At 65.2% G+C, this 7,350-nt stretch carries 5 protein-coding genes; 2 read left to right on the top strand and 3 right to left on the bottom strand.

The annotated features are described in order from the left end of the window. Together AC1DSN_RS15575 and AC1DSN_RS15580 are read left to right on the top strand one after the other, a co-directional pair. Positions 1–344 (top strand): C40 family peptidase (locus AC1DSN_RS15575; RefSeq protein ID WP_477331535.1); only part of this gene is annotated, 344 nt, incomplete at its 5' end. 91 nt (positions 345–435) lie between these two features. Continuing rightward, positions 436–1,200, top strand: coding sequence for a pseudouridine synthase (locus AC1DSN_RS15580; protein WP_477331541.1), 765 nt, complete (start codon positions 436–438; stop codon positions 1,198–1,200). Between the two features lie 33 nt (positions 1,201–1,233). On the opposite strand, the gene kbl is transcribed toward AC1DSN_RS15580, so the two are convergent. The 3 genes from kbl to tdh form a co-directional block, all read right to left on the bottom strand. Continuing rightward, the gene (kbl, locus tag AC1DSN_RS15585; RefSeq protein ID WP_477331537.1) at positions 1,234–2,433 is read right to left on the bottom strand and encodes a glycine C-acetyltransferase; all 1,200 of its coding nucleotides are present in this window, start codon (positions 2,431–2,433) and stop codon (positions 1,234–1,236) included. 79 nt (positions 2,434–2,512) lie between these two features. After that, positions 2,513–6,112, bottom strand: a complete 3,600-nt coding sequence (locus AC1DSN_RS15590) for a DUF748 domain-containing protein (protein ID WP_477331539.1) — start codon at positions 6,110–6,112, stop codon at positions 2,513–2,515. Between the two features lie 100 nt (positions 6,113–6,212). Further along, positions 6,213–7,235 carry an L-threonine 3-dehydrogenase gene (tdh, locus tag AC1DSN_RS15595; protein WP_063572233.1) on the bottom strand — a complete coding sequence of 341 codons (1,023 nt, stop codon included), beginning with the start codon at positions 7,233–7,235 and terminating at the stop codon, positions 6,213–6,215. Positions 7,236–7,350 lie beyond the last annotated feature (115 nt).

Here is a 7,350-nt window from a genome sequence, read left to right on the forward strand (position 1 = left end):
TCCGTTACCAGCGTGGTGGCCGTGCGCCCTCCACCGGCTTCGATTGCAGCGGCTTCGTCCGCTACGTGTTCATCCACAGCATCGGCCTCGATCTTCCGACCAACTCGGCCAGCCAGTTCCTCGCTGGCCTGAAGGTCAAGCGCAACGACATGAAGACCGGCGACCTGGTCTTCTTCCGCACCCGCGGCAAGGCCATCTCGCATGTCGGTATCTACATCGACAATGGTCAGTTCATCCACTCCCCGTCGGCTGGCAAGACGGTGCGCGTGGACAGCCTGAATGAGGCCTACTGGGCCCAGCACTTCGTCGGCGCCAAGCGTCCCGAAGGTATCGCAAAGATCTGACGGAAGCCCTTCAACGACTATTTCCGAAACGGCGTGCTCCGGCATGCCGTTTTTTTTGTCTGCCGTTCCGGCCGGGCGGTATCCTATGTCGATGCCCCGTCAGCCTCCTTACGCGCCCGGTCCTCGGTCGCGCCGTCCTGCGACACCCGTTTTCGGCCTTGCCCGCGTGCTGTCCAAGCGCGGCATCTGCTCGCGTAGCCAAGGCGAGAAGCTTGCCCGTGAGGGCAGGGTCCGCGTGGATGGCAAGATCATCCGCGACCCCGAGTTTCCGATGGCCGGGCACGAGCGGATTGAACTCGACGGTGCGGCTGCGGAGTCGGCCGCGCCTGTCTATATCGCCATGAACAAGCCACGCGGTCTCGTCGTTTCGGCGGCCGACGAGCGTGGGCGCGATACGGTCTATTCGCTGCTCGAAGGCGCGAAGCTACCGTGGATCGGCCCGGTCGGCCGGCTCGACAAGGCGAGCGAGGGCTTGCTGCTGCTCAGCAACGACACGGTCTGGGCGGCGGGTATTACCGAACCGGCGACGCACGTCGCGAAGACCTATCACGTCCAGGTCGAGGGGCAGCCGGATGAGGCGACCGTTAACGCCATGCTGGAAGGCGTCGTCGAGGCAGGCGAGACGCTGCGGGCCACGGCTGTTTCCTTACTGCGCCAGGGCGAACGGAATGCCTGGCTGGAGGTGACCCTCGACGAGGGGCGCAACCGGCATATCCGCCGGTTACTGGCCGCGCTGGGTTTCGATGTCCGGCGGTTGCTGCGCACGGCGATCGGTGACCTGGTGTTAGGCGAGCTGGCCAAGGGGCAGTGGCGGCACCTCTCCGATGCCGAGGTCGCCGCCCTCAGGCGGCACTGAGGCGGTCCGCGCGCCAGCGCGGACCGGTCAACCTCAGCCCTTCAACACACCCAACTGCCTGCCCACCCTGGTAAACGCAGCAATCGCCTTGTCCAGGTGCTCGCGCGTATGCCCGGCGCTCATCTGCGTGCGGATACGTGCCTTACCCTGCGGGACAACCGGGAAGAAAAAGCCCGTGACGTAGATGCCTTCGTCGAGTAGCGCGGTGGCCATAGCCTGGGCCTGCTTGGCGTCGTAGATCATCACCGGGACGATCGGGTGCTGGCCGGGGCGGATGTCGAAACCGGCCTCGGTCATCTTTTCGCGGAAGTAACGCGTGTTTTCCTTCACTTTGTCGCGAAGGTCGCCGGCGGCGTCCAGCATGTCGAACACCTTGCTGCCGGCGGCAACGACGTGCGGCGGAAGCGAGTTCGAGAAGAGATAGGGCCGCGAGCGCTGGCGCAGCAGCTCAATCACCTCGCGGCGGCCGGTGGTGAAGCCACCGAGCGCACCACCGAGGGCCTTGCCGAGCGTGCCGGTGATGATGTCGATCTTGTCGAGCACGCCGTGCAGCTCGGCGGAGCCGCGGCCCGTGTCGCCGAGGAAGCCGGTGCAATGGCATTCGTCGATATGGACGAGGGCGTTGTACTTCTTCGCCAGTGCCGTGATGTCGGCGAGCGGCGCGACGAAGCCGTCCATCGAGAAGGCGCCGTCGGTGGTGATCAGCTTGGTGCGCGCTCCGGCGGCATCGGCGGCCTGGAGCTGTGCTTCAAGGTCGGCCATGTCGCAGTTCGCATAGCGGAAGCGCTTGGCCTTGCACAGACGGATGCCGTCGATGATGGACGCATGGTTCAGCGCGTCGGAAATGATCGCGTCTTCCTCGCCAAGCAAGGGTTCGAACAGGCCGCCATTGGCATCGAAGCATGCGGCGTAAAGGATGGTGTCTTCCTTGCCGAAGAAGGCGGCGATTTTCGCTTCCAGCTCCTTGTGCAGGTCCTGCGTGCCGCAGATGAATCGCACGCTGGCCATGCCGAAGCCGTGGGTATCCAGCGCGTCCTTGGCCGCCTGGATCACGTCGGGGTGATCCGCCAGGCCCAGGTAGTTGTTCGCGCAGAAGTTGAGCACCTTGCGGCCACCCTCGAGCTCGATCTCGGCGGACTGCGGCGAAACGATGATGCGCTCGCTCTTGAACAGACCCTGTTCGCGAATGGAGTCGAGTTCGCTGGCGAAGCGCGTCTGGCCCGGATAGGTCATGGTCGGAAGTCCGGTGGGAGGAATTCTCAATTGTGAGGCCTCGCGCCCGATGAGAAAACCCGCAGAACCCCTTGGCGTGTCAGTGAAGTCCGAAATCCACGCGGGTGGTCTTCCCGCCGTCGTCAATCCCCTTCGGATCGAGCTTCGGCGCCAGCACGAACAGTCGTTTGTCGTCGACTTTCCCCTGTAGCCACTGCCGCACGGCGTTGGCGCGGCGCTCGGCCAGATGGCGCAAGGCATCGGCATCGACCGGCATATGGGTTTCCATCAGCGTACGCATCTCCTCCGGCGGCTGAGACTTGGTCAGACCGATGACGTTCTTCGGCTTGGGAAAGTCGGCGTGGCGGTAGGCGCGCTCGAGATACTTGTCCTGTTCCTCGGCGGTGGGTGCCGTGGTGTCGTCGCCCTTGGCGCTCACCTGCTCCTTGCGAATGAGATCTTCGACCATGACTTTGCGCAGGCCGGACTCATCCTTGCTCGTGTCGATGCGACCGATGATGTCGAGACTCACCGAGGGCTTGTCACTCAGAACCTTCACGATCTGGCCGAGCTTGTCCTGGGCCGCCGCATCGAGCACGTCCGAGCCTGGCGCGAACTCCACGTAGCCGAGGTCCTCGCGGCCACCACCGATGGAGGCGAGCAGTCGGAACGGGGAGGTCACCGCCTTGACGATGAGGTTGCCGATGGCTCGCCAGACCAGGCCGCCGACGCTGAAGTGCGGGTCATCGAGCGAGCCGGATACCGGCACGTGGACATCGATCCGTCCCTGGCTGTCCTTGAGCAATGCCACGGCGAGCTTGACCGGAAGGTGGCTGATGCCGGGTCCCTCGATGCGATCGCCGAAGGTGAGTTGGTCGATGAAAATGTGGTTGTCCGCGGCGAGTTTGCGCTGGTCGAGCGTGTAGTGGACATCGACGTTGAGCCGCCCGCTGGCAATCGGATAGCCCGCGTACTTGCCGGAGTAGGGCGAAAGGTTGGTGAGCTGGATGCCTTCGGCCTTCGCCGTGATGTCGAGAAAGGCGAYCGGCGCGAGCGGATTGATGGTGCCCTCGATGTCGACCGGTGCATTGCTGTCCAGCTGACCCTGCAGCGTAAGCGCGGCAGGCGGAGCGCCACCCGCCGTGCCGAACGCGCCGATCTTGCCGGTGAGCTGGGTGACATCCGCCGTGTAGTTCGGCTTGATGAAATTGTCGGTGTAGTTCAGCTGGCCGCGGGTCAGCGTGATCTGGCCAATGCGTATATCGGCATCGGGTCCGCTAGCGCCGGGGACCGGGACCGGCGCCGCGGCGGGTGCCGTCTTCGGTGCGGGATTCGCCTGGGCCTGGGTCACCGACACGGCGCCCGGCGCTTCGGGATTGGCGACGACGTCCTGCACGTTGAGCCGCCCCGTCGCGTTGACGATGACGCGGGCGTAAAAATCGTCCAGTGCCAGGCCGCCAATCGCCACGCGAGGCACGCCGTCGCCGAGGGCGACAACCATGTTGCTGGCGCTGAGGGATGTCCAGCGGAGGAAGTCGTCGTTGGTGACCTTGTCGAGCACGCGTACGCGACCCAGCGTCGCCTTTCCGCGATAGCCGATCCGCGCCGTGACCTTCAGCGCGCTGTAGCGGACCTGGCCGTCGAGGCTGAGCAGGCCGCTTCCCACGCGAACGTTGAGCGGCACGGTCACCAGGGTCTGCAGTGGCGCCACGTCGATACGCGTGCCCTGGATCTTCAGATCGGCATCCAGCGGTTCAGGCTTGATCGTACCGACGACGGCGAAGCTGCCGTCGCCGAGTGCGCCCTTGAGATCGAGCTTGAGCGGTTTGCGAAGATCGTCGGAGAGTCCATCGACGCTGAAGGCATTCGCGGTCATCGTCACCGCGTTGCGCTTACCCGGCGTCTTCGCGTCGCGCAGGCTGAGCTTGCCATCGTTCAGGCCCAGATGGGCGACGCTCCAGTGCCAGTCCGAGCCGGCGGGGTGGGCGGCCGACGAGGAGGGTGGCATCACACTTGCCAGGTCGACGTTGCCGTTGACCAGTCGCTGCACGTCGAGAGTCAGCCCCCCCAGCAGCAGTTCGTCCACGCGGGCTTCGCGGGTGACGAGGTCGACCAGCGCGATCGTTGCCGACAGCGACGACCAGGTGACCGGCGAGGCGCGGCCGCCGCGTGGTACGAGCGTAAATTCGTCCAGGCGGGCTTTGGTGTTCGTGAGGCGAAGCGTGACGCCATCGTGCCAGCCTAGCGCCAGGGTACCTTCTGCGCCGACGTTGCCCCCGGTGATATCGGCGTTGAGCAGGGGCGGTGCCAGCGGCATCAGCGCCGGCAGCGAGACATTCTTGAGGGTGAGCTTGCCCAGGAAGCTGCCTGCGGGAAGATCCACCTTACCCTGCGTCGACACGGAGCCACCGGCCATCTGCGCCGACACATCCAGCGCCGCCGCCTGCGCCTTCACCGTGCTCAGTCCACGCAAGCTGCCTTGCATGTGTTCGAGATCCAGATGGGCGGGCGAAGGCCCGGAGAGGTCCGCATACTGGAGGTGCGAATCCTTCAGCGTGAGGCTGTCGATGCGCACATCCATGGGCGCCGCTTTGGCATCGGAAGGGGGCGCGTGCGTCGCCGGCCCCGGCGCCGTGAGCGCGTCGATATTGCTCTTCCCGCCCGGCAGGCTCGCATAGCGCACCGATGCTCGCTCGAGGGTCACCGCGCCGAGCCGATAACGGGACGTGAGCGGCTCGAGCACGGTGAGGTCCGCGTCGCCATGGGCCAGCTCCAGCATCGCCGCGCCGTCCTTACCGGTGACCTTCAGTTCGTCGAGCGCCAGCCGGCCGTTGAGGCGGATGCTGGGATGCGCCTCGGCCATCACGAAGTTCAGGGCCAGGACTCCGGAAAGTTTGCCGCTCGGCACGGCGACGGGCAGCGGCGTGGGAACGAAACCGACGTAGCGGGCGAGGTCCAGGTGATCGAGCCGGAACGTAATCGACGACTCGCGGCTGCTGGCGAAGGGTTTGGTCTGGCCCTGCGCTTTCAGCGGACTGCCGTCGACGTTCATTGCCAGCAGCGGCTGCACGAAGATGTCGGTGTCGCTGGGCAGGCTCGCGATGAAGGGGATGCCGAGCTCGAGGTGATCGACGCGATGCGTCGCATTCAGGAGGCGGTCGTCGAAATCGATCTGACCACCGTGCAGGGCGATGTTCGACACGGCAAAACGCGCCGGGCCCGTATCCGGCGCCGCCGGCTGGCTCGAAAGACGCTCGAGGATGTCGGTGAAGTTGAAGCGCTGCGGCGCGGTCCGCTGGAGGTGCACGCGCGGCGACTCGATGCGCAATTCGTCGAGGATCGGTGCTGCCCGGAACAGCGATGCCCACGAGGCGTTCGCGGTGAGCCGGTCGATATCGACAAACGCGGTATGGCCGTCGGCCTCGGCGATGTGCAGGCGCTCGATGACGAGCTTCAGGGTGAACGGGTTCAGACTGACATCACCGACGGTGACCGGACGTCCGAGCGCGGTGCTGGCGCGGGAAGCGATCTGTGAGCGAATGAGCGACGGTGCGGCAAGGAAGCCCAGCAAGCCAAAGAGGATCACGGCAATGAGGACGCCGAGCCCGATGCGCCGGCTGCGGCGCGACCGATAGACGGCCAGAGCCTGGTCGCGGCCCTTGTCCCAGCGGATGTTCCGCCACGCGATGCGTGTATCCATACTCCCGCCCCTTCACTGTATTGCCCCCGACGGAAAGTGTACTCGTCGGGGGCATGCGTGGGCGGGCGGTGCCTTACGGAATATCAGCCACGTGCGAGGCTCAGGTCCAGGAGCAGACGACCTTGCCGCTCTGCCCTGCATCCATCAGGTCGAAACCCCTCTGGAAGTCGTCGATGGCGATCTGGTGGGTGAGCACCTTCTGCAGCGGGAAGCCCGTCAACACCATCTGGGTCATCTTGTACCAGGTCTCGTACATCTTGCGGCCGTAGATACCCTGCAGGGTGAGGCCCTTGAAGATGACCTTGTCCCAGTCGATGCCGGCGCCACGCGGCATGATGCCGAGCATGGCGATCTTGCCGCCGTGGTACATGCAGTCGAGCATGTCGCCGAAGGCACGCGGGTTGCCGCTCATCTCCAGGCCAACGTCGAAGCCCTCGATGTGGAGGTCCTTGACCACGTCCTTGAGCGACTGGTTGGCGACGTTGACGACGCGCGTGGCGCCCATATCGGCGGCCAGCTTCAGGCGATAGTCGTTGACGTCGGTCACGACGACGTTACGCGCGCCGACGTGCTTGGCGATGCCCGCGGCGATGATGCCGATCGGGCCCGCTCCCGTGATCAGCACGTCTTCGCCGATCAGGTCGAATTCCAGCGCGCAGTGGGCGGCATTGCCGTACGGGTCGAAGAAGGCGGCCAGCTCGGACGGAATCTGATCCGGGATCGGCCACAGGTTCGAGGCCGGCATGGTCATGTATTCGGCGAAGGCGCCGTTACGGTTCACGCCGATGCCGACCGTGTTCGGGCAAAGGTGCTGGCGGCCAGCGCGGCAGTTGCGGCAATGACCGCAAACGATATGTCCTTCCGCCGATACGCGATCGCCGATCTTGTAGCCGGTGACGCCGGGGCCCATGTCGACCACGCGGCCGACGAACTCGTGGCCGATGGTCAGGCCCGGGGTGATGGTGCGCTGGGACCACTCGTCCCACTTATAGATGTGCAGGTCGGTACCGCAGATGGCGGTTTTCTCGACCTTGATCAGGACCTCGTTCGGACCGACCTGCGGAACCGGCACTTCTTCCATCCAGATGCCCTGTTCGGGCTTGCGCTTCACCAGCGCTCTCATCGTCTGCTGCATGGTTATCCAGGATTGTCGTGGGGACGGTCCGCGGCGCGGACCCAAACGGGGATTATAGTCCCGTGGGCCGTTGCCGGCGCTTGTGCGGCGCGGCATTGCCACC

The sequence above is a fragment of the Luteibacter sp. P4_D7_3 genome (genome assembly GCF_056401735.1).

Excerpts from the sequence above, each read along its gene's own strand:
- AC1DSN_RS15580 (WP_477331541.1), top strand. The coding sequence starts at position 436 with ATGCCCCGTCAGCCTCCTTACGCGCCCGGTCCTCGGTCGCGCCGTCCT.
- kbl (WP_477331537.1), bottom strand. The coding sequence starts at position 2,433 with ATGACCTATCCGGGCCAGACGCGCTTCGCCAGCGAACTCGACTCCATT.
- tdh (WP_063572233.1), bottom strand. The coding sequence starts at position 7,235 with ATGAGAGCGCTGGTGAAGCGCAAGCCCGAACAGGGCATCTGGATGGAA.